This is a genomic window from Tenacibaculum retecalamus, assembly GCF_027941755.1.
Classification (GTDB): Bacteria; Bacteroidota; Bacteroidia; order Flavobacteriales; family Flavobacteriaceae; genus Polaribacter; species Polaribacter haliotis_B.
On the sequence record NZ_CP115916.1, the window covers coordinates 613,161 to 634,149 of the forward strand.

Sequence of the window (20,989 nt, forward strand, 5' to 3'; positions counted from 1 at the left end):
TTTCTATTATTTTTACATAAATATTTTTTGCATTGAACAGTATATATAACTCTTTTTTTAATCAGGTTTTTATAAGCGAAAATCAACAAATTTTTCTTCCTATTTTAGAAGAGAAAAAAGTGGAGTTGTTTATAAAAAGAGAAGATAAAATACATCCGTTTGTTTCAGGAAATAAGTTTCGTAAATTGAAATATAATATTGAAGCTGCAAAAAATCAACAAAAAAAAGTGTTATTAACTTTTGGAGGGGCGTTTTCTAATCATATTGTAGCGACAGCAGTTGCGGGAAATTTATCTGATTTTAAGACTATCGGAATTATTCGTGGTGATGAGTTGGGCGAGAATCTCGAAAAAACGTTGGCAGGAAATTCAACTTTGCGAGAAGCACATAAAAACGGAATGCAGTTTAAGTTTGTTTCAAGAGAAGTGTATCGAAATAAAACATCCGAAGAATTTATAAGTAAGTTAAAAAACGAGTTTGGTAATTTTTATTTAATCCCTGAAGGAGGAACGAATGAATTGGCGATTAAAGGATGCGAAGAGATCTTAACAGAAGAAGATAAGAATTTCGATTATATTTGTGCTGCAATAGGAACTGGAGGAACAATTTCGGGATTGATAAATACAGCAAAAAAGCATCAAAAAGTAATTGGTTTTCCTGCCTTAAAAGGTGATTTCTTACAGAAAGAAATAGAGAAGTTAGTAAGAGTATATGATAATTGGAGTTTACAAACCGAATATCATTTTGGAGGTTACGGAAAATATAATACAGATTTAATTCGTTTTATAAACGAGTTTAAGGAACACACAAAAATTCCGTTAGACCCTATTTACACAGCTAAAATGTTATTTGGAATTATAGAAATGATTAAGAACAATGAATTTCCCGAGAACAGTAAAATTGTCGCAATTCATACAGGTGGCTTACAGGGAATTACAGGAGTTAATCAAAAGTTGAAAAATAAAAATAAAGTGTTAATAAAAGTTTAATGAAAATAAAATCAGTTTTTTATATAGTAATAAGCGCTACTTTTTTAGTGAGTTGTGGATCGAATAAAAATATAGTTACTAAAAGCCGTAAAAAAATCGTTGTTTTAGAGCAAAAAGAAGTTTACCCAGAACTTCCACAGTTAGAGCAAATACCAAAACCGATAAAAACAAACGGAAATCATACACTTACATATATTTATAAGTTTGCACCAATTGCGGTAAGAAAAATGCATGAGCATAAAATTCCTGCAAGTATTACTCTAGCTCAAGGAGTATTGGAATCGGGAAGTGGAAGAAGTGCCTTGGCGGTTCGTTCGAACAATCATTTTGGAATAAAATGCCATAAAGGTTGGCAAGGAAAAAGTGTAACTCATGATGATGATGAAAAGGGAGAATGTTTTAGGAAATATAAATATCCAGAAACTTCATACGAAGATCATTCGCAATTTCTACTCACAAGAAGTCGTTATGCGAGTTTGTTTAAATTAGGACATACCAATTACAAGGGGTGGGCTTATGGATTAAGAAAAGCAGGGTACGCGACGGATAAAAAATATCCGCAAAAATTAATATCGATTATAAAAAAATACGGTTTAACAAAATACGACAGAATAAAGGCTAAGCATACAAAAGGGGTTAAAACTGTTGCAACAAATGAATATCATAAAGTGCAAAAAGGAGATACTTTATATTCTATAGCAAGAAAATATCAATTATCTGTTAGTAAATTAAAACAGGTAAACGGATTAAGCACTAATGAAATTAGTATCGGACAAGATTTACAGGTAAAGTAAAAAAGACATTAGGTAAAAAACGTCATTCTAGCATTTTGCAAAGAATGACGTTTTTTTTGTTATTTAAATTTTACCAAGAATATTTTTTCTTTTTTGCTTGTTTTTTTATCGCTTTAATCATTACACTTTCTAATTCGTTTTTAGCACTACTTTCACGTTGTTTTTTAGCAATATATTGTTTTCTTTTTTTATCTAATTGCTGAATTTTTTCTTGAATTTCAGTTCTTTCTTTTCGTTTAGTATCAACATATTTTTTAATTTCTTTTGATGATTTGGTTTGTAAGTTTTTAGGAAGGTGCTTTTTTGTTAACTTATTATAATCAATTTTTTTATCTTCAGAAGCATCTACCAAATCCCATTCAAAGTTATTATATAGTTTAGAGCTTTTACTAACCGCACGTTTTACCACCACAACTTCATCTAAAGTTTCAGCATTTGCATCTTGTTTTGCCTGATTTGTATATTTAGAATACCCGGCACTTCCGTAATGAATATAGGTTTTGTTTAAACGTTTATTTAAAATAATAATATCGTTGTCGTAAGGCGTTACAATATGAACAATGTTTTTGTTGTGATTAATCGTCATATAATCTCCGTCACCATAAACGGCTCCGTCTTGCCACATCCCTGATACACCTTGATCGTAATCACCACAAAAAATAGTGTTCACAGTAATGTCATTTTCTTTAGCATTGGTAATAGCATCTTTATAGTTTAACTTTCCTTGTGTAAAAGGTTCGTTACCAGCAATAAAAATCATTTTTAAATCACGTTTATTATCGCCCCATTCTAGTTCATTTAAAGAGGTTTGAATTACTTGTCCGCAAAACTCGCTACCACCATTTGTTGTTAAAGAAAATAAATGTTCAGAAATATCATCTAAATCACTTGTAAACTGTAAAACCTGGCGAATATATCCTTCATTAGAAGATAGACTACTATTACCATATTCGTATAAAGCTATTTCTAGCGTTGGAGTTTTTCCATCACATTTGGCGTGTGATAATTCGTTAATAATTTCCCATAATTGTGCTTTTGCTTGATTTATTAGCCCGTCCATACTACTACTTGTATCTAATAATAGCGCAACTTTGGTTGTTTGTTTTTTGATGTCTTTTCTAGGGTTGGTAGCATAGCCCGCTATTGATATTAAAAAAGTAAAAATGAAGATTGTTTTTAGGATAGAGTTTTTCATAATTTTATGTTTTAAATTGTTAATAGAATTTTGATTATGTTGTTTATTTAATTTCAAAAACAACATATATAGAAGAGGTTAGTTTTATGTTTTCAAATTGAACAATATTTTTTCTGTAATTTTTCGTTTTAGAAATACTACTATATTCAGAAGTAATATTTAAATGATTTAACTGTGCGAAATTTTGCAATTGATGTGCTGTTTCATTTACTTTTAAAGGCTTTCCTGTAGATGAGTTTATTGCATTTAATAAATAATTAGCTTTTTCTTTCGCGGCTTTTATTGCAGCAATTCTATTTTCTCTTTTGTAAAATGTTAATTTTGAATGTGTCGCTTTGGTAATTTTTGTGTCTGTGATTTTAAGTTTCTTGAAAACTTCAAATACCTTTTTTAATTTATCCGGACTGGTAACTTTTAATGAATATTTACCAATAGATAAGACTTCTTCACTAAACCAACCCGTTTTTGAAATAACCGAATTAATATCAGAAATGAATAAATCAGTTTTAGGAATATCAATAGCTTCTAGTGCTGTTTTTAGAGCGTTTTCTAAAGTTGTAAGTGTTGTTTTTTTACCATTTTTCATCTTTTCTTTTAAACGAAGATCTAAGTAAATTTCATCAGGACTAATTTCCAGTTCAGCGCTTCCGGTAACTTCAATAAAAGGTTTGCTGTCTTTTAATGTTTGACCAAAAAATGTTGCTGATAAAAAAAGGAAAATAATAATATGGAATGCTTTCATAGTTTGTTGTTTTATACTGTCAAATCTACAAGCAACTTTCTTTTTATAAAACAGCGAATGAGTATGTGTGTAAAATGAATGAGTAAAGTGGTTTGTAAAATGAGTGAAAGCAACTTTTTAGTATTTTTAAGTGTTGTTTTTTAGGAAGTCTCATTTTTTGAACTCAGTTTTTGTGTGTATGTTTACAGTAATAAATAAAATATGAATAGATTTTTTAAAATAGTATTTACATTATTATTGTTGAATTTTTCTTTTAGTTATTCTCAAGTTTTTGAAGAGAAAGGGAAAGAGTTTTCGGTAAAAGTTAAGGTTGTTGATGAAGCTACAAATCAATCTATTAAAGATGCGGTTGTAGAAGTAAATGGTAACGTATTTAATTTTTCACACATAAAAGGACAATATATTGTAACCGCTAAAACAGGTAATCAATTAGTTGTTTCCCATTCGGGATTTGAAACTATTTATTATACGATTAAAGATAATGAAGATATTAAGGTAGTGGTTGAAGATTTTAATCAGAAGAGGAAATCAAAACTAAGTTCGTATGGTCGAAAAAAAGTAGATTTATATCCGAAGTATTTAGATTCTGTAAATTTTTACAAGAAAAAAGATATTGATAAAAGTTTAGCCGTTATTGAGAAAATGCTTTTAAATTCATCTTCTAAAAGCCGAAAAGCAATTACATATAAAGAGTTAGGTGATGTTTATTTTTATTGGAAACAGTATGATTTAGCAGTAGAAAACTATAGCGTGTCTTTAAGAGAAGATAACAAAGCAAGTGTTCGTTTGTTATTGGCTAAAACACAGTTTTTAGTAAATAAATATGATGATAGTGAAAAGAATTATCGGGAAAGCCTGGAGGGTAAACTAACCAATTACGAAAAATTAAAGAGCTATGAAGGTTTGGGAGATGTGTTTATGGCAAAGAAGAATTATGCTAAAGCTACTACTAATTATACCAAAGCTTTAAAAATTGCAAAAAACGATTATGTAACACCTAAAATAACCGATTTAAATTCAAAATTGGCAGAAGTTTTTGCCGCTCAGGGAAAAACAAAGAAAGCAGATGGGTATTTTCAAAACTCCTTAAAGTTAGCATCCAAAGAAAATAAAAAAAGAGCTTTAAAAGAACAGCAAAAAGTAGCTGATTTTTATAATTTGTCTCGTAGGTATGATGATGAAATTCAATTGCGAAAACAAAGTTTGGTAGCAGCAGATGATATTGTTATTGAAACGGAAGAAAAAGAATCGTTGGTAGATTCTATTACCTCTCAAAAAATAAATTACAAGATAGGAAACGCCTATATTCAAAAAGAATCTTATAACGAAGCTATTCCTTTTTTAAAGAAAAGTATAAAAGACGCGAATAGTAAAGAAGATTTAATTATAGAAAAAGATGCAACGCGTAAACTATCAGAAGTATATGCAACAGTAGGAGATTATACAAAAGCGTTAGAAAGCTATCAGGATTATGTGAAGTTGGTGGATACGTTATATTCTAAAAAAGAGCAAGAAATTCAACAAGTAAAAAGGTTCGGAAAGAAAATAGCAAACAACCAAAACCGAATCCGAAGTCTTGAAAAAGATAAGCAATTAAGCGATAGTAAAATTAGCTTGGCTTATAAAGATCAGCAATTAATACAGGAAAGTAATAAGCAACAAAAACTGATTATTTATTCATTAATAGGAGGTTTCTTTTTAATGAGTTTGTTGGTGTATTTTATGTTTCGAACCAATAAACAACAAAAATTAGCGAATAATTTATTGGCGTTAAAGTCGATGCGATCACAAATGAATCCGCATTTTATATTCAATGCCTTAAACTCGGTAAATAATTTTATAGCTGTAAATGATGAGCGAAGTGCGAATCGTTATTTATCAGAATTTTCAGTATTAATGCGGTCAGTTTTAGAAAATTCTGATGAAGATTTTATTCCGTTAGCAAAAGAAATAGAGCTGTTAGAATTGTATGTGAAGTTAGAGCATAATCGATTTAAAGACAAGTTTGAGTATGTAATGTTTGTTGATGAAAAAATCAAAAAAGAAAACTTTTCTATTCCGCCAATGTTATTACAACCTTATATCGAAAATGCTATTTGGCACGGACTCCGTTATAAAAAAGAAAAAGGGAATTTAGAGATTTCTATGCGTCAGCAAACAGTAAATACAATTTTAATAACTGTTCAAGATGACGGAGTAGGACGTAAAAAGTCGATGGAAATGAAAACAAAACATCAGCTAAAGCAAAAATCGAAAGGAATTAGTACTATCGAAAATCGAATTGCTATTTTAAATAGTATGTACAAAGATAAAATTGATGTTACAGTTTCGGATCTTTTTGAAGATGGTAGCGGAACAAAAGTCGAACTGATTTTAAAGAAAAATTAAAGATGAAGTTAAAAGCAATCATTATTGAAGATGAAGCTATTGGTAGAGATATTTTGCGGAATTATATAACAAAATATTGCCCAAATATTCAGTTGTTAGGAGAGGCGGATAATATAAAAGACGGACAAACATTAATTGAAGAACACGAATTAGATTTGGTGTTTTTAGATGTAGAAATGCCTTACGGAAACGGATTTGATTTGTTAGAAAAGATAGAAAATCAAACCTTCGAAACCATTTTTGTAACTGCTTACGATCATTATGCAATAGAAGCCTTAAACAATCAAGCAACGTATTATTTATTAAAACCTATTTCAATAGATGAATTGATTAAAGCGGTAAACTTAGTTGAAGAAATTAAAACAAAAGAACAAACGTTAGAAAACACTGTTTTAACAACCAAAAGCATTGCTAATTTAAATAAAATAACGATTCCGCAACAAGACGGATTTGAAGTTATTTCGGTTAGTGATATTTTGTTTTGCAAGGCAGACGATAATTACACCGAAATCTATTTCGAAAACACGAAGAAAGTAGTTAGTAAAACCTTAAAACACTTTGATGATCTTTTAAAAGAAAGCGGTTTTGCACGTGTGCACAAATCATATTTGGTGAACGTAAACGAAATTGTAAAATATAAAAAAGGTAAAGGCGGAAGCGTACTTTTATCTAACGGAAAAGAAGTAATGGTATCCGCATCAAAAAAAGCAAATTTATTATCATATTTTAAATAAAAACGAATGAAAATTATAAAAGCAGTAAACGGTAAATCTCCTCAAATACCAGCAGATTGTTACATAGCAGAAAACGCCACAATTGTAGGCGATGTGCAAATGGGAAAAGAGTGCAGCGTTTGGTTTAACGCTGTAATAAGAGGCGATGTGCACTATATAAAAATGGGTGATAAAGTAAATATTCAAGATGGCGCAATAATCCATGCAACCTATCAAAAATCACCTACAACAATTGGTAATAACGTTTCTGTTGGGCACAATGCAATCGTGCACGGTTGTACCATTCACGACAATGTTTTAATAGGTATGGGAAGCATAATTATGGATGATTGTATTGTGGAATCGAACTCGATAATAGCAGCCGGAGCAGTGGTTTCTAAGAATACAATTGTAAAAAGCGGAAGTGTTTATGCCGGTGTGCCAGCCAAAAAAATTAAAGACGTTTCTAAAGAATTAATTTCAGGAGAAATTGACCGAATTGCTAATAATTATGTAAAATATTCAAGTTGGTTTAAGGAGTAATATTTGGGCGTTACCTAAAGGTCGGGCTTTACGTTGTATCTTTTTTTCGTGCCTCAAAAAAGGATGCCACTTCAATCCCTAACGCAAAACCAGAATCACGTAAAAAGCCCAATTTTGTTTCCAAAATCGGGCTTTCAATCAAAAAACTAATCTACTATTATTTACTTTTTTTCGTGTTCTTTATGTTTCTTTTTAGAAGCTTTTCTACGTTTTTTATTTTTCATTTTCTTTTTAGCTTTGTGAGCCTTTTTCTTGTTTATTTTCTCAAACCTTTCAAATTGTTGTTTGTCTAAGATGCGTTTCATTTCGGCTTTAAAAGCAATTTTATTATCTAAAGCTTTATTTTTCTTTTCAAAACGTTTATCAGCAGATAATTTTACTCTTTTTTCGCCACTCTCTTTCATCGCTTTCTTTTGCTCCTGCATTTCTTTACGTTTTGCAATTTTTTCAGCCAATAAAGGTTTTATTTGGTTTTGTTGAGACGTTGTTAAATCTAAATTTAAGGTCATCTTTTTAACAGCCAACTCTGTTTGTTGTGCCACAGTTAATCGTTCTAATTTATTTTTCTTTCCTTTTTGAGCTTGAGTAGATAAACTAAAACTAAGCGCTACAACTAATATTGCTATTATTTTTTTCATGTTTGTAAAATTTTAAGGGTTTATTTATATATCTATGACTACGCTTCTTTAAAAAAGTTTAAATTTGAAAGTAATTTTAACATTTCTTTAAATTTTATGAAAAATATAATAAAACCTATATTAAGGCTACTTGTTTTGGTAATGATTGCATTTGCAATCTTTTTTTCTGGGCATCATCACCAACAATAGATGAAAAAGAATATGCCGAGTTGTTAGAGAATGAAAACCCAGTAGCTGTAATAAATGATTCAATATACAGTATTGTAACTTATAATGTGGGTTATTTAAGTGGAATGACAAATAATTTACCGGTAGCAAAACCAAGGAAACTTTTTGAAGATAATCAGCAAAAGGTAGAAGCGGAACTTAAGAAAGTAAATCCAGATATTGTTGCTTTTCAAGAAATTGATTACAAAGCATCGAGGTCTTATGAGGTAGATCAAGAAAAAGCTTTTATGAACTTAGGATATAATTATGCAGCAAGAGGTGTAAATTGGGATGAACGATATGTGCCTTTTCCGTATTGGCCACCAAGTATGCATTTCGGAAAAGTAATTTCAGGGCAATCAATCATCAGTAAATATAAATTAAAAGAGTACGAGCGCATTGTTTTAGAGCGTGTACCAGATAATCCTTTTTATAGAGATGCATTGTATTTAGAAAGATTGGCGCAAGTTGTAAAAGTTGTTTTAGAAGGCAAAGAAGTGGTGTTAATAAATATTCATTTAGAAGCTTTTGATAAGTCAACACGAGTGCGTCAGTTCGAATATGTTTTAGAGTTGTTTAATCAGTATAAGGATAAGTATCCAACAATATTATTGGGTGATTTTAATTCAAGAGCAAGAGATGAAAGTGCGGCAGTTCAAAAAATATTTAAAATGAAGGGAATAGGAAACGCTGCTTTTAACGCTGTAAACCCTTCAAATACATTTAATAGTAAAAATCCTTTCGAACGAATAGATTATATTTTTTATACCGAAAACTCTATTGAATATGTAAGCGGAAAAGTATTGAATGATTTTGGTGAGGCTTCCGATCATTTACCCGTAGAGATGCAATTCAGATTAAAATAAAACTTAAAAACTCATTGCTAAAACAATGAGTTTTTTATGTTGTAAAAACAAAAAACCCGAACAAAAGTTCGGGTTTTTTCGGTGGTGCCTCCAGGAATCGAACCAGGGACACAAGGATTTTCAGTCCTTTGCTCTACCAACTGAGCTAAGGCACCGTTGATTGCTTTATTAAAGTAACAAAATAAAATTCACAATTACATTGAGAAAATTATAGTGGTGCCTCCAGGAATCGAACCAGGGACACAAGGATTTTCAGTCCTTTGCTCTACCAACTGAGCTAAGGCACCAGTTTGCTACTTTCGTTAAGCGGATGCAAATATACAACCGTTTTTTAATTATACAAAGTATTTGTTTTAAAAAAAATGTATTGTAAATTTGAATTCTAAGAAATGTAAAGATGAATTTAATTATTGATGTTGGTAATACAAGAGTTAAAGCAGCTGTTTTTGAATTGAATACAATTAAAGAGATCTTTGTTTTTAAGAAGGAAGAAATTGTGTTTGAAATAGAAAAAATTATTAAAAATTTTTCTATTTCAGCAACTATTATGTCCTCAGTTTCCAATATTTCAGAAAAAGTAGTACAAGAAATTAGTGATTTATTAGATCCGATACACTTAAATTCGAAAACTAAAGTTCCGTTTAAAAATAAATATAAAACTCCCGAAACATTAGGTGTTGATAGAATAGCGTTGGCCGCAGCCGCTACAAAAAAATATCCAGATAAAAATGTGTTAATTATTGATGCAGGTACTTGTATTACTTTCGACTTTATCAATAATAAAAAAGAGTATTTAGGCGGTGCAATATCATTAGGTTTAAAAATGAGGTATCAAGCATTACATAAATTCACTTCTAAATTACCATTATTAGAATTAACAGAAGTTGCTGAATTTATAGGAAGGGATACAAATACGTCAATACATTCGGGGATTATAAATGGTGTTTGCTATGAAATTGAGGGTGTTATTAATCAATATAGAAGTGAGTATGGAGATTTAACAGTTGTTTTAACAGGAGGAGACACATATTTCTTGGCTAAACAATTAAAAAGTGGCATATTTGCCCATCCAAATTTTGTTTTGGAAGGATTACATACTGTTTTGACATATAATTTAACAAATGATTAAGAGATATATATTAGGATTGTTAGTGCTTAGCACAGTAACAATATCAGCCCAAAGAAATAGTGCATCACCATATTCTTATTTTGGAATTGGAGAAAATTTTGAAGCAGTAACGGTAGAACAAGCATCTATGGGAGGTATTGGTGTTGCTTTAAAAGATAGGTTTCATTTAAACTTTACCAATCCAGCCGCAAATGCAGACTTGACTGTTGCTACTTACGGTATAGGTGGTAGTGTAAGTTTTTTAACACTTAAGGAAGAAAATTCATCACAATCAGGTAATTCAACAAATTTAAGATACATTTCATTAGGGTTTCCTATTGGTAAAAAAGCTGGTTTCTCGGTAGGTTTACAGCCGTTTTCATCTGTAGGATATTCATTATTAGATAATAAAGATGAAACAGATGTTTCTTTGTTCAGCGGAGAAGGTGGTACAAATAAAATATATGCCAGTTTTGGTATGTATGTTTATGAAGGGCTGTCTTTAGGTATAGAGGCTGGTTATGTTTTTGGGAATTTAGAAAATAATATTATTAATCAAAGGCTAAATAATTTGCGTCCAACAAAGCATGAAGAATCTGTTAATATTAGAGGGGGGCAATTTAAATTAGGAGCGCAGTATAAACGAGAATTGAAAAATAAAATGGACCTATTTTTAGGTGCGTCAGTTACTGTAGATAGCGATTTGTCTGCAAACGGAAATGAGAAAATGTTTACGTTTTCTGCAACTAATGGAGAACTTGATGTAAAACAAACGTTATTTAATAGAGAAGTAACAGGAGATGTAAATATGCCTATGAAAACAGTCTTTGGAGTTGGTTTAGGGAAAGAGAATAAATGGTATGTAGGAGTAAATCAACAGATGCAAAGTGCATTAGGAACTAATAGTTCTTTGATATCTAATGGAGCAGGGTATAAGTACGACGATTCAAGTAAGTTTTCAATTGGAGGATACTATATTCCTAAAGTAAATTCAATTTCAAGTTACTGGGACAGAGTTACCTATAGAGCAGGTTTGCGTTTCGAAGATACTGGGTTGTTAGTGAAAACAACTAATGATTTTACAGCAATTAAGGACTTTGGCATAAATGTTGGTTTAGGATTACCATTGCCAAGACAATTATCAAATGTAAACATTGGATTTGAATATGGGCAAAAAGGAACAACCGATAATAACTTAGCAAAAGAAAACTATTTTAATATTAGATTAAGTTTGTCTTTAAATAGTCTTAAGTGGTTTAATAAAAGAAAAATTGATTAATAAAAACTAATACAGGATGAAAAAAATTACGTATTTACTAACAGGTTTATTTTTGTTTGTAGCCGTAAATGGTGTTAATGCACAAACGGGGCAAGATTGTAATGTAAAGTATAATCTTTTTAAAGGAGATGCAAATACAAAGAAATATGACGCTGCTAAAATAAATTTAGAGCATTTATTAACTAATTGCCCAAAATTATCAGTCAATATATATGTATTAGGGGCTAAAGTTGCTAAGAACACTAAAGATTATCCGTTAGCAAAAAGAATTTATAACGCTAGATTGTTAAATTTTCCAGGAAAAAGACCTGCGAAAGTGCATAGTGATTACGCTAAGCTTTTGATAAAAAATAAATTAGCTACTGATGCAGAAGTTTTTGAAATTTTAAAGAAGGCATACGATATTTCTCCTACAGACATGAGTGTAAAAAATATTTTTAGATATTTTAAAGCTATTGCAGAAGAGAATAAAGATACAGATCCTCAAAAAGTATTTGATACTTATGATGATGTAATGGAATCTGTAGAAGTAAAATTAGAAGATTACAATAAGAGAATAGCGAAGTTACAAGAAAAAGATTCTTTAGGAACTATTGACGCTAGAGAGGGAAGAAACTTAAAAGCATTCACTATTAATTCAGATGCTTTAGGTCAAGTAGAAGGTGGTTTAGACGCTATGATTTCTAAAATTGCAACATGCGAACGATTAATACCTATTTATACTAGGGATTTTGAAGGAAAGAAAACTGATGGTGTTTGGTTAAAAAGAGCTGTAAATAGAATGCATAATAAAGGTTGTCAAACAGATCCTTTATACGAGAAATTGGCAAAAGCATATGCAGATGTAACTCAATCTTCGGATGCTTTTAATTTCGTAGCTGGAGTTTTAGCTAAGAACGGAGATAGAAGTGGTGCTGCTAAAATGAGAAAAAAAGCATTCGATTTAGAAACAGATCCTTTTGTAAAGGCGAAGTATAAATTAAGAGAAGCGCAAGGTGCAAGTGGTGCAAGAGCAAGAGCTTTAGCTTACCAAGCATTAAAGTATAATCCTAATATGGGGAAAGCTTATTTGTTTATTGCTAGTTTATACCAAAAGAGTGCAAATTCTTGTGGTAGTGATGAATTTGAAAAAAGAATGGTATACGTAGCTGCTTTAAATAAAGCATTAAAAGCTAAAAAAGTAGATCCAGGTTGTGGGGCTAACAGATACATTTCTAGTTATAGAAAGAACATGCCATCTAAGAAATTAGTATTTCAAAAAGGTGTAGCATCTGGAGGAACTCATAGGATTGGATGTTGGATAGGAGAAACAGTGCGTATTCCTTAATAAACGGAATGAAATCATATTCAATACATATATGTAAAAGCATTGCTACCATTTTTATGGTAGCAATGCTTTTTTCTTGTACCAACTCTAAAAAAGAAGTACGCGATTTTTTGGCAGATAAAAACATGCCTATTGGTATGGCTAAAAATATTTATCACATAAAAAAAGATTCAGGTAAAATAACATCAAAAACAAATGCAGCTGTTTTTTATGATTTTTCTAACCGTAAGGAGCATCCTTATAACGAGTTTCCTAAAGGAATAAAAATTGTTTCGATTGATAAAGGAGGAAAGGATTCTACAACTATTACAGGTAATTATGCAATAGCGTATAATAAAACAAGTGTTTCTGAGATTAAAGGAAATGTGGTAATTTTAAATCACAGGGAACATACAAAATTAGAAACCAACCAATTATTTTGGGATCAAAAAGAACATTATTTTTTTACCGAAGATGGTTTTAGATTAACGACATTAAGAGATACTATAAATGGATTTGGTTTTGAGTCTAGAGAAGATTTAACCAAATGGATTGCTAAAGATATTACTGGAGACTTTCAGACGGATCAAAAATAAAATAATATGAATACACTTTGGAAATATTTACAATACGGATACCTTGTACTTGGAGTAATCTTTTTTATTGAAGGCATCTTAAAATGGAGTTCAGATAAACAAGAAGCGCTTATTATGTTTGGCTTTGGTATCTTTATTACCTTAATTTTCTTTTTTAAACGCCACTTTAGAAGAAAAGTAGCAAAGAGAAATCAACAACAATAATGGAATTCCAAATCATTATAATCTTTGCTTCTATATTGTTTTCAGCCTTTTTTTCAGGAATGGAAATAGCTTTTGTTTCTGCCAATAAATTACATATTGAGTTAGAAAAAAAAGAGCTGGTTTTTTACCTAAAATTTTAGCAATACTTACTGAGAAATCATCAAAATTTATTACCACTATGTTAGTGGGTAATAATGTTGCGTTAGTAATTTACAGTTACTTTATGGGACAATTGTTAATGAATTGGTTTCAAACACTGTTGCCAACAAACATTATATTTATAAATTATTTATTAGATGATTTAAATCTGTTAACACAAACAGTAGTCTCTACAGTACTTATATTAGTAACCGCTGAATTTTTGCCTAAAACAATTTTCAGAATTTATGCAAACGAAACACTTAAGGTTTTTGTAGTTCCAGCATATATATTCTACTTGCTGTTTTACGGAATAACTTGGGTTATCACAAAAATTTCTGACTTCTGCTTATTTGTTTTTTTTAAAATTAGAGAAGATGAAGCTAAAACAGAATTTAGCAAAGAAGAATTAGGACATTATATCTCAGAACAATTGGATGGAGGTAGAGATGATGAAGGTGTGGTTGATTCTGAAATTCAAATTTTTCAAAACGCATTAGAGTTTCATAAGGTAAAAGCACGAGAAATTATGGTGCCGCGAACCGAAATTATGGCAATTGATATACATCAATCAGTAGATGCACTTAAAAACATATTTATAACAACTGGTTTGTCTAAAATTTTGGTTTACAAAAATTCTTTAGATGATATTTTAGGATACGTAAATGCTTTTGAGTTGTTTAAGAAACCTAGCTCTATTAAATCAATATTATTACCTGTAGAGTTTGTGCCAGAATCAATGATTATCAATGATGTTTTAAATAGTTTAATGAAAAAAAGAAAGAGTATTGCTGTTGTTGTTGATGAATATGGAGGTACATCAGGAATCATCACTGTTGAAGACGTTGTAGAGGAGTTATTTGGTGAAATTGAAGATGAACATGATAGTCAAGAATTATTAGAGGAGAAAATAAATGATAAAGAATTTAATTTTTCGGCACGTTTAGAAGTCGATTATTTAAATGAAGAATACGATTTAAATATTCCTAAGGAAGAAGCCTACGAAACTTTAGGTGGATTTATTATCGATCATACAGAAACGATTCCCGAACAAGATGAGATTTTAGAAATCGATAAATTTTACATTAAAATATTAAAAGTTAGTGCTACTAAAATCGATGCACTTTACTTAAAAACGGTCGATAAAGAAGAGTAATCGTAACTTATTCCAAGCAAAGTAGAACTCTATTGAAAACAGCTTAAAAAAAGATTGCATTGTTTACTATGAAATTGTATTTTCGCTCACTGTAAATAAAATAAATAACGTATGGCAATTTTATCGAAGATTAGAGAACGTTCAATGTTCTTAATTCTTGTAATTGGTTTAGCACTTTTCGCTTTTGTATTAGACCCTTCTACAATATCAGATTTTTTTAATGCAAGTAAAGTAAATGAAATTGGTGAAGTAAATGGAGAAACAATCTCGCGCCAAGAATTTGCGGAAGCTTTAGATGCTTATAAAGCACAAACTGGTAATAGTATTTCTGAAATGCAAGCTGCAAAAGCAGTTTGGGGAAATCTAATCAGACAAAAAATATACAAAACTCAGTTAGAACAAGCAGGAATTACTGTTGGAGATGCTGATATTATGAATAAATTGTATGAAACAGAGTTTATTTTAAATGATCCAAGGTTTCAAACATCAAATATTCTTGATAAAAATAAATTCAAAGAATTTTTAGCAACAATTAAAGAAGAAAACGGTGCTGATTGGAAAAATTGGCAAAACTATATGTTTTCATTAAAAAACAATCTTGAAAAAACAGCATACGATAATCTTGTTGCAGCTGGTTTAGGAGCTTCTTTAAAAGAAGGTGAAGCACAATACTTAACAGAAAACACAAAGGTTTCAGGTAAATACGTATATGTTCCTTATACAACAATTGCTGATAGTTTAGTTACTTTAAAAAAGAGCGATGTTAAGAGTTATATAAATAAACACGAGCAAAACTTTCAAGTAGATGCTTCTAGAGATATTAACTTTGTAAAGTTTGATATTAAACCAACTTCTGATGATGAAGTAGCTATTAAGGCAGAAGTTGCTAAGCTAATTGAAGATTCAGTTACCAGCGCTAATATTTCAGTTAAAGGATTAAAAAATACAACTAATTATACTGAGTTTTTATCAGAAAATGATTCAGATATTACGTTAGATAACAATTACAAGTTTAAAGTACAAGTACCACAGGTAATTGCAGAAGAAATTTTTAATGGAAAAGAAGGTGATGTTTTTGGACCATATAAAGACGCAAACCACTTTAAGTTATCTAAAATAACGACAGTTGTTCAGTTACCAGACTCTGCGCAAGCAAGTCATATTTTAATTCCTTTTGTAGGGTTGTCAAATGCAGATGCTACTGTAACTCAAACAGAAGAAGAAGCAAAAAGTACAGCAGATAGTTTGTTAGTTGTATTAAAAGGAAACAAATCTAAATTTGGAGAATTTGTAAAAGAATTTTCTTCGGATAAAGGTTCGGTTGAAAAAGAAGGATTTTACGATTGGTTTGGTTACAACAGAATGGTACCAGCTTTTAGAGACTTTGTTTTTGAAGGTAAAAAAGGAGACATGGGAGTTGTTAAATCTCAATTCGGATTCCATATAATTAAAATTGATGATCAAAAGAACTTTCAATCAGTTGTAAAATTAGCAACATTTGGTCGTAAGATAGAAGCTTCTGAAGAAACAGAAAATACTGTTTTTCAAAATGCAGAAACTTTTGCTTTAGAATTAGCAAACGGTAAAAACTTTGATGAAGTTGTAAAAGAGAAAAATTTAACAGCTTTACCAGCAGTAGGTTTAAAATCTTTAGATGAAGTTGTACCAGGTATTGGTAAAGAAAGAGAAATAATCACTTGGTCTTTTGATTCAGAAGTAAACACAGGATTATCTAAACGTTTTGATGTTGAAGGTGGTTATGTAGTAGCTATTTTAACTGCTAAAACGGAAAAAGGTTTAATGCCAGTTGAAAAAGCAATCGCAATCGTTCGTCCTATTTTAACAAAAGAAAGAAAAGCTAAATTAATTGAAGCTAAAATTAGCGGAGCTACTTTAGCAGAAATGGCAAAATCAGTAACTGTAACAGTTAAAAATGCTACGGATGTAAACTTACAATCACCAACAATTTCTGGTGTAGGGTTTGAACCAAAAGTAGTAGGAGCTATGTTAAACGCAAAAGAAAACACCGTTGTTAAAAATGTAATAGGAGATAAAGGTTTATTTGCTTTTGAAGTTACTTCTAAAACATTACCAACAGCTTTACCAAACTACGATTCTTACAGAAAACGTTTAGTAAACGAAAGAAAAAACAAATCTTTTCAAATGTATGAAGCAATTAAAAAAGCTTCTAATATTGAAGATAACATGAGTTCTTTTTACGGAATTCAATAATCTAAAAAAGTTAAAAGATAAAAAATCCGAACTCATTGAGTTCGGATTTTTTTGTTAAAATAAATTCAATTATTTCTCTTTTATTTTACCCTAAATCAATGTTATAATATTTTTTGAGTAAAAATATTATAATCAACATTATTATACTTGAAATAAGTTTGTTCTCAGATATTAACTTCCAAAACTTTAGCATAAAACCGTTTTTTAAAGCAACTTTACTGCTATCTGTTCTGTTATTTAATTTTGTGTCACCAAATACAGTTGAAGATTGATTTACTTGTCCGATAGTTGAGTTTCTAAAGTCATTATTAAAGGTATTCTTATCTTTTTGAGAATACCATAATTTAAATTCATCTATGGATTTTAATTCTAAAAGTTTGTCGAACATAACCCCATCAGATATTTCAAAAGAATTTGAATTTTCTTTTTTAGATATTATTTTATATGATTTTAAAAAAACAATTAATTCGTTGATATCTGTATTGTTTTGTTTCGCATGTACTAAAATATTTGATTTAGTAACATATCTTAAATACTCTAATTGTTTAGGTGTCATTTCTATGTGGGTAATAACTTGTTTGTGTTATTTTCAACTAAATTACTTTAAAATTGGTTAAGAAACAAAAAAGCAATCCCAAACGAGATTGCTTTTTTAAAATATATTTTAAAGCTTTGTATTAAGCATTTAAAGGTTTTCCGTCCCAAGCAGCTTTTGCAGCTTCTTTAACAGCCTCTGAGTATGTTGGATGTCCATGACATATTCTTGCTAAATCTTCAGCAGAAGCTCTAAATTCCATTGCTACGGCAGCTTCCATAATTAAATCGGCAACACGTGCACCAACCATATGAACTCCTAATACTTCATCCGTATTTTTATCAGCTAATACTTTTACAAATCCGTCAGTATCTCCACTAGCTCTAGATCTTCCTAAAGCACGCATAGAAAATTTACCAGCTTTATAAGCAACACCAGCATCTTTTAATTCTTGTTCTGTTTTACCAACAGCAGCAACTTCTGGCCATGTATACACAATACCAGGAATTAAATTATAATCGATATGTGGTTTTTGTCCTGCTAAAAATTCAGCAACAACAACACCTTCTTCTTCAGCTTTATGTGCTAACATTGCTCCGCGAACAACATCACCAATAGCAAAAATATTAGAAACACTAGTTTGTAAATGATCGTTTACGTCAACCATTCCTCTATCAGTAAGCTTAACGCCAGCTTTCTCTAATCCTAAACCTTCAGTAAATGCTTTACGACCAACAGCAACTAAACAATAGTCTCCGTTAAAAGTAACTTCTTCTCCTTTTTTATTGGTTGCTTTTACAACAACTTCGTCTCCGTTTCTTTCTACCGAAGTAACACCGTGACTTGTGTTAAACTTCATACCTTGTTTCTTTAAAACTTTTTGAAGTTCTTTAGAAACATCAGCATCCATGGTAGGAGTGATTTTTGGAGCATATTCAATTACAGTTACATCAGCACCTAAACGCTTGTAAACAGAACCTAACTCTAAACCGATTACTCCACCACCAATTACTAATAAGTGTTTTGGTACTTCTTTAAGTTTTAAAGCTTCGGTTGATGTTATAACGCGTTCTTTATCTAAAGAAATAAATGGTAATGTAGATGGTTTAGAACCTGTTGCTATAATAATATTTGTTCCTTCAATTACTTCTGATGTCCCATCGTTTTTAGTAACTTTTACGTGTGTTGCATCTTCAAAAGAACCTAAACCTTCATGAACAGTAATATCATTCTTGTCCATTAAATATTTAATTCCTCCTGTTGTAGTTTCTACAACTTTAGCTTTGCGGTCTACCATTTTTCCAAAATCGAAAGAAGGCTTTTCAACCGAAATTCCATGTTCTTCAAAATGATGCACAGCATCGTAATAATGATGAGAAGAATCTAATAAAGCTTTAGAAGGAATACATCCTACATTTAAACAGGTACCACCTAAAGTTGAATATTTTTCGATAATTGCTACTTTAGATCCTAATTGAGCGGCTCTAATTGCAGCAATATATCCACCTGGACCAGAACCAATAACGATTAAATCGTATTTCATGAGTTGTGTTTTTTTTTCATAAATAATGATTACAAAAATACAATTATTTGTCGATAAATTAAGTTTTCATATCTTTAAAAACTCAAATGAAATTTATGAAAATTCTAAAGAAAATAATAGCACTAATAATTGTGGTATTAGTGGTGATGCAATTTTTTCAACCTAAAAAAAATAATGGAGAGTTAAGTACTGTTCAACCTTTTGTATCGGAAACAAATCCGCCTAAAAATGTGCATAAAATTTTAAAATCGGCATGTTTCGATTGTCATAGTAACGCAACTAACTATCCATGGTATAGTAACATTACTCCTGTTAATTTTTGGATGGCAGATCATGTTAAAGAAGGGAAAGATGAATTAAATTTTTCTGAATGGAAAAGTTACTCTTTAAAACGAAAAGAGCATAAAATGGAAGAAGTTTGGGAAGAGGTTGCACAACTAAAAATGCCGATTGATTCGTATACTTGGACACATTTTGATGCCAAATTAACAGAAATAGAAATTAAAGAAGTGGTTGACTGGGCAAAAAATGCGCAATCAGTATATAAAAAGCAATTAATGAATTAATGAGGCAATTATTAATTATTGGCTATGTTTGGGTAGAACCCAATTCTTCTGCCGCAGGAAGTAGAATGTTGCAATTAATTGAATTATTTTTAAAGAATAACTACAAAATAACATTTGCATCGCCTGCACAAAAGGGCGAAAAAGCGATTAATTTATCTGAAATTGGAGTAAAAGAGGTTAGTATTGAATTAAATTCTACTTCTTTTGATGATTTTATTGTTGATGTGAATCCGGATATTGTGTTGTTCGATCGTTTTATGATGGAGGAACAATTTGGTTGGCGTGTTGCTGAAAATTGTCCGAATGCTTTACGGATTTTAGATACTGAAGATTTACATTTTTTACGCAAAACACGTCATCAACAATTAAAAAAAGGAAAACATTTTCTTCGGATGCTTTGTTGCAGTCTGATGATGCAAAACGAGAAATAGCAGCAATATTACGATGTGATTTAAGTTTAATTATTTCTTCTTATGAAGTGAAATTATTGAAAGAGGTTTTTAAAATTGATGAACGTTTATTATATCATTTGCCTTTTTTATTAAATAAAATTGATCAAGAGGTTATTGAAAAATGGAAACCTTTTAAAGATCGAGAGCATTTTGTGTTTATTGGTAACTTTTTCCATGCACCAAATGTAGATGCTGTTTTACAGTTAAAATTGATATGGAACTCTATTCGAAAAAAACTACCAAAAACAGAAATACATATTTACGGGGCGTATGCAACGCAACAAATAAATCAGTTGCATAATAAAAAAGAAGGGTTCATCGTAAAAGGTTTTACTGATGATGCAATGGAAGTTGTACGAAATGCAAAAGTAGTTTTGGCACCAATACGTTTTGGCGCAGGAATTAAAGGGAAACTTACTGAAGCAATGTTATGTGGAACACCATCTGTAACAACGTTAATCGGAGCAGAAGGAATGCATGATGGTTTTGACTGGAATGGCTTTATAGCGGATGATTTTGAAAAGTTTTCTAGTAGAGCGGTTGAGTTGTATTCTGATAAAAAAAAATGGAAAGAATTACAAGAAAACGGAGTTGAGATTATCAATACTATTTATGATAAAAACAACATTGAACAGCCGTTTGTAGATCGAGTTAATCAACTTCAACAAAATGTAGAAACGCATCGAACGCATAATTTTCTTGGAAGTTTATTACAACATCAAACCTTACAGGCTACAAAATATATGAGTAAGTGGATTGAATCGAAGAATAAGTAAACAGTAAAATAAGAGTGATTTTT

At 30.5% G+C, this 20,989-nt stretch carries 18 protein-coding genes, 2 tRNA genes and 2 pseudogenes; 15 read left to right on the forward strand and 7 right to left on the reverse strand.

Features of this window, described 5'->3' with window-relative positions; genetic code table 11:
- Positions 1-32 precede the first annotated feature (32 nt).
- Positions 33-989, forward strand: coding sequence for a 1-aminocyclopropane-1-carboxylate deaminase/D-cysteine desulfhydrase (locus PG912_RS03005; protein WP_408648404.1), 957 nt, complete (start codon positions 33-35; stop codon positions 987-989).
- On the forward strand, positions 989-1,783 hold the full coding sequence (locus PG912_RS03010) for a glucosaminidase domain-containing protein (RefSeq protein WP_275688426.1): 795 nt from the start codon (positions 989-991) through the stop codon (positions 1,781-1,783). The genes PG912_RS03005 and PG912_RS03010 overlap by 1 nt, the downstream gene beginning before the upstream one ends.
- Before the next feature lie 70 nt (positions 1,784-1,853).
- Here the strand turns inward: PG912_RS03010 and PG912_RS03015 are convergent, their stop codons facing one another.
- Positions 1,854-2,978: a vWA domain-containing protein gene (locus tag PG912_RS03015; protein ID WP_275688427.1), complete on the reverse strand. Its 1,125-nt coding sequence runs from the start codon at positions 2,976-2,978 to the stop codon at positions 1,854-1,856.
- A 43-nt stretch (positions 2,979-3,021) separates the two neighbouring features.
- A complete protein-coding gene (locus PG912_RS03020; protein WP_275688428.1) occupies positions 3,022-3,720 on the reverse strand; it encodes an SIMPL domain-containing protein in 699 nt (232 codons plus the stop codon).
- A 201-nt stretch (positions 3,721-3,921) separates the two neighbouring features.
- On the opposite strand from PG912_RS03020, the gene PG912_RS03025 reads away from it, so the two are divergent.
- From PG912_RS03025 to PG912_RS03035, 3 genes are read left to right on the forward strand one after another with little or no spacing between them, the layout of a single operon-like run.
- Positions 3,922-6,108, forward strand: coding sequence for a tetratricopeptide repeat-containing sensor histidine kinase (locus PG912_RS03025; RefSeq protein ID WP_275688429.1), 2,187 nt, complete (start codon positions 3,922-3,924; stop codon positions 6,106-6,108).
- 2 nt (positions 6,109-6,110) lie between these two features.
- Positions 6,111-6,842: a LytR/AlgR family response regulator transcription factor gene (locus PG912_RS03030; protein WP_275688430.1), complete on the forward strand. Its 732-nt coding sequence runs from the start codon at positions 6,111-6,113 to the stop codon at positions 6,840-6,842.
- Between the two features lie 6 nt (positions 6,843-6,848).
- The gene (locus PG912_RS03035) at positions 6,849-7,364 is read left to right on the forward strand and encodes a gamma carbonic anhydrase family protein (RefSeq protein ID WP_260586258.1); all 516 of its coding nucleotides are present in this window, start codon (positions 6,849-6,851) and stop codon (positions 7,362-7,364) included.
- Between the two features lie 161 nt (positions 7,365-7,525).
- Here PG912_RS03035 and PG912_RS03040 read toward each other — a convergent pair whose 3' ends face one another.
- Complete coding sequence (locus PG912_RS03040) at positions 7,526-8,002, reverse strand: hypothetical protein (protein WP_275688431.1); 477 nt, start codon at positions 8,000-8,002, stop codon at positions 7,526-7,528.
- Positions 8,003-8,211: 209 nt separating this feature from the next.
- Here PG912_RS03040 and PG912_RS03045 point away from each other — a divergent pair, with 209 nt between their 5' ends.
- Complete coding sequence (locus PG912_RS03045) at positions 8,212-9,075, forward strand: endonuclease/exonuclease/phosphatase family protein (protein ID WP_275688432.1); 864 nt, start codon at positions 8,212-8,214, stop codon at positions 9,073-9,075.
- Positions 9,076-9,157: 82 nt separating this feature from the next.
- Here PG912_RS03045 and PG912_RS03050 read toward each other — a convergent pair.
- A tRNA-Phe gene (locus tag PG912_RS03050) sits at positions 9,158-9,230 on the reverse strand.
- Positions 9,231-9,289: 59 nt separating this feature from the next.
- Positions 9,290-9,362, reverse strand: a tRNA-Phe gene (locus PG912_RS03055).
- 110 nt (positions 9,363-9,472) lie between these two features.
- Here PG912_RS03055 and PG912_RS03060 point away from each other — a divergent pair.
- From PG912_RS03060 to PG912_RS03090, 7 genes and pseudogenes are all read left to right on the forward strand, one after another.
- Positions 9,473-10,204 (forward strand): type III pantothenate kinase, encoded by a 732-nt coding sequence (locus PG912_RS03060; protein ID WP_275688433.1) that lies wholly within the window; start codon positions 9,473-9,475, stop codon positions 10,202-10,204.
- Positions 10,197-11,462 carry a hypothetical protein gene (locus tag PG912_RS03065; RefSeq protein WP_275688434.1) on the forward strand — a complete coding sequence of 422 codons (1,266 nt, stop codon included), beginning with the start codon at positions 10,197-10,199 and terminating at the stop codon, positions 11,460-11,462. The genes PG912_RS03060 and PG912_RS03065 overlap by 8 nt, the downstream gene beginning before the upstream one ends.
- Before the next feature lie 16 nt (positions 11,463-11,478).
- Positions 11,479-12,789, forward strand: a complete 1,311-nt coding sequence (locus tag PG912_RS03070; protein WP_275688435.1) for a tetratricopeptide repeat protein — start codon at positions 11,479-11,481, stop codon at positions 12,787-12,789.
- 8 nt (positions 12,790-12,797) lie between these two features.
- A complete protein-coding gene (gene lptC / locus PG912_RS03075) occupies positions 12,798-13,364 on the forward strand; it encodes an LPS export ABC transporter periplasmic protein LptC (RefSeq protein ID WP_275688436.1) in 567 nt (188 codons plus the stop codon).
- A gap of 6 nt (positions 13,365-13,370) precedes the next feature.
- On the forward strand, positions 13,371-13,568 hold the full coding sequence (locus tag PG912_RS03080) for a hypothetical protein (RefSeq protein ID WP_260586251.1): 198 nt from the start codon (positions 13,371-13,373) through the stop codon (positions 13,566-13,568).
- A pseudogene (locus tag PG912_RS03085) lies at positions 13,568-14,862 on the forward strand (hemolysin family protein). The gene PG912_RS03080 and the pseudogene PG912_RS03085 overlap by 1 nt, the downstream one beginning before the upstream one ends.
- Before the next feature lie 111 nt (positions 14,863-14,973).
- Positions 14,974-17,094 (forward strand): peptidylprolyl isomerase, encoded by a 2,121-nt coding sequence (locus tag PG912_RS03090; protein ID WP_275688437.1) that lies wholly within the window; start codon positions 14,974-14,976, stop codon positions 17,092-17,094.
- Between the two features lie 85 nt (positions 17,095-17,179).
- On the opposite strand, the gene PG912_RS03095 is transcribed toward PG912_RS03090, so the two are convergent.
- Together PG912_RS03095 and lpdA are read right to left on the reverse strand one after the other, a co-directional pair.
- Positions 17,180-17,650, reverse strand: a complete 471-nt coding sequence (locus tag PG912_RS03095) for a hypothetical protein (RefSeq protein ID WP_275688438.1) — start codon at positions 17,648-17,650, stop codon at positions 17,180-17,182.
- 121 nt (positions 17,651-17,771) lie between these two features.
- Positions 17,772-19,172 carry a dihydrolipoyl dehydrogenase gene (lpdA, locus tag PG912_RS03100; RefSeq protein WP_275688439.1) on the reverse strand — a complete coding sequence of 467 codons (1,401 nt, stop codon included), beginning with the start codon at positions 19,170-19,172 and terminating at the stop codon, positions 17,772-17,774.
- A gap of 95 nt (positions 19,173-19,267) precedes the next feature.
- Between lpdA and PG912_RS03105 the strand changes: the two genes are divergently transcribed.
- Both PG912_RS03105 and PG912_RS03110 read left to right on the forward strand, forming a co-directional pair.
- The gene (locus PG912_RS03105) at positions 19,268-19,738 is read left to right on the forward strand and encodes a heme-binding domain-containing protein (protein ID WP_275688440.1); all 471 of its coding nucleotides are present in this window, start codon (positions 19,268-19,270) and stop codon (positions 19,736-19,738) included.
- Positions 19,738-20,966 (forward strand): annotated as a pseudogene (locus PG912_RS03110) (glycosyltransferase family 4 protein). The gene PG912_RS03105 and the pseudogene PG912_RS03110 overlap by 1 nt, the downstream one beginning before the upstream one ends.
- Positions 20,967-20,989: the final 23 nt, after the last annotated feature.